Source organism: Mesorhizobium sp. M5C.F.Ca.IN.020.32.2.1 (assembly GCF_004023105.1).
Lineage (GTDB): Bacteria > Pseudomonadota > Alphaproteobacteria > Rhizobiales > Rhizobiaceae > Mesorhizobium > Mesorhizobium wenxiniae.
Genome location: NZ_RZSX01001212.1, coordinates 1 through 1459, shown reverse-complemented (window position 1 = coordinate 1459; position 1459 = coordinate 1). Strand labels below are relative to the sequence as shown.

At 63.6% G+C, this 1459-nt stretch carries 2 protein-coding genes; both read left to right on the top strand.

Going from position 1 to position 1459, the window contains the following annotated elements; genetic code table 11:
- On the top strand, positions 1–643 hold a 643-nt coding region (locus EOA86_RS34480; protein WP_128345593.1), incomplete at its 5' end, for an AEC family transporter.
- 203 nt (positions 644–846) lie between these two features.
- A partial coding sequence (locus EOA86_RS34475) for an aldehyde dehydrogenase family protein (protein WP_128345592.1) occupies positions 847–1459 on the top strand: 613 nt, incomplete at its 3' end.

The following is a 1459-nucleotide window of genomic DNA, read 5'->3' as shown; positions in this document are numbered from 1 at the left end:
GGCGTTTTCCAATCTCGTCCTGCTCGGTATCCCGTTCGTCCTCGGCACATTCGGGCCAAGTGGATTCGAAGTGCTGTCGCTGCTGATTTCCGTGCATCTGCCGACGATGATCATGGCGTCGATCATCTTGTTTGAAATCTTTGGCCGCGGTGACGAGCATGTGCATCCGCTGCGTATCATCCGGCGCTTCTTTCGAAAGCTGCTCTCCAATCCGCTGATCATCGGCATCCTGGCCGGATGGGCATGGCGTATCACCGGCCTGCCACTGCCGGGGCTGGCCGTCCGGCTGGTCGACGCATTGGCCAACATCGCAGGACCGGTCGCGCTGTTTGCCATGGGGCTTGGCCTGTGCCGTTTCGGCATCTCCGGCAACGTGCGGCCGGCGCTGGCGCTGTCGGCGCTGAAGCTGTTGCTGATGCCGGCCGTTGCACTCGGCCTGGTCTGGCTGTTCGGGCTGCCGCCGCTGTCAGCGAAGGTCGCGGTCGTGGCCGCCGCGCTGCCATCCGGGGTCAATTCCTACTTGATTGCGACGCAGTTCAACACCGGCCAGGCATTGGCATCGAACCAGATGACCATCGCCACCGCCTGCGCGGTCGTCACCACGGCGTTCTGGCTGACGGTCGTCGTCCACGTGTTTGGATAGCAACGTGTTTGGATAGCAATTTGGGCGCAAGTTGGCCTCGCCTTGCGCTGGCCCAAACCCTATATGCCATCTTGCGATTGATTGCGGGGCTTGCCCTAGGTAAAGAGCAGTGGCTCCAGGCGTGCCGGCACCGATGCCATTGCGCACGCCCACCAAAGAAATCCAGATAGCGGCCCGTCAGCGCGCCGAACGGAGGCTAGACCATGCTTCAGAAAACCAGCCATTTCATGCGCCAGGCCAATCTCATCAATGGCGAGTGGGTGCAGGCCGACGGCGGCCAGACGGTCGACGTCAACAATCCGGCCACCGGCCTCAAGATCGGCACTGTGCCGAAGTCGGGCAGGGTCGAGACGCGCCGCGCCATCGAAGCCGCCGACGCCGCTTTCAAGACATGGCGCAAGACCACTGCGCTCGAGCGTTCGAAGTTGTTGCGTAAGCTGCATGACGCGATGATGGACAATCAGGATGTGCTGGCCGAGCTGCTGACCATCGAGCAGGGCAAGTCGCTGTTCGAATCGAAGGGCGAGATCGGTTCGGCCGCCTCCTACATCCTGTGGTTTGCCGAAGAAGGCCGCCGCACCTATGGCGATGTCGTGCCGTCGCCCTGGGCGGACCGCCGCATCCTGGTGACCAAGGAGCCGGTCGGCGTCATCGCCGCCATCACGCCGTGGAATTTCCCGTCCTCGATGCTGGCCCGCAAGCTCGGCCCGGCGCTTGCTGCCGGCTGCACCGCGGTGGTCAAACCGGCCTCGCAGACGCCTTATTCCGGCCTCGCCTGGGGCGCGCTCGCCGAGGAAGTCGGCTTCCCCAAAGGCG